Genomic DNA, 271 nt, shown 5'->3' on the forward strand with positions numbered 1-271 from the left:
GACCGTCGATCGTCTGCTCGCCGATTACGTGACGATGCTCGGCCAGATCGTCGCCGATGCGAACACGCCGCTGGCCGCGTTGCAACTTGCGCCTGTCCGGCCGCAACGCGCAGAACCGTTGCACGCACATCCTTTTTCTCCCGTTGGCGCGCGCATCGCCGAACGGGCGCGCATGCAGCCGCACGCACACGCGCTGCACTGCGAGGGTGAGCACCTGAATTACGGCGAACTCGACGCCTGGTCGGCCCGCATCGCGCGCACCTTGCAGACG

General features: G+C 67.2%; 1 protein-coding gene. It reads left to right on the forward strand.

Annotation, left to right across the window (positions count from 1 at the left end; translation table 11 throughout):
• Positions 1 to 34: 34 nt before the first annotated feature.
• On the forward strand, positions 35 to 271 hold a 237-nt coding region (locus SB786_RS36335; RefSeq protein ID WP_410731593.1), incomplete at its 3' end, for a hypothetical protein.

The sequence above is a fragment of the Burkholderia sp. SIMBA_062 genome, assembly GCF_046534765.1.
Lineage (GTDB): Bacteria > Pseudomonadota > Gammaproteobacteria > Burkholderiales > Burkholderiaceae > Burkholderia > Burkholderia ambifaria.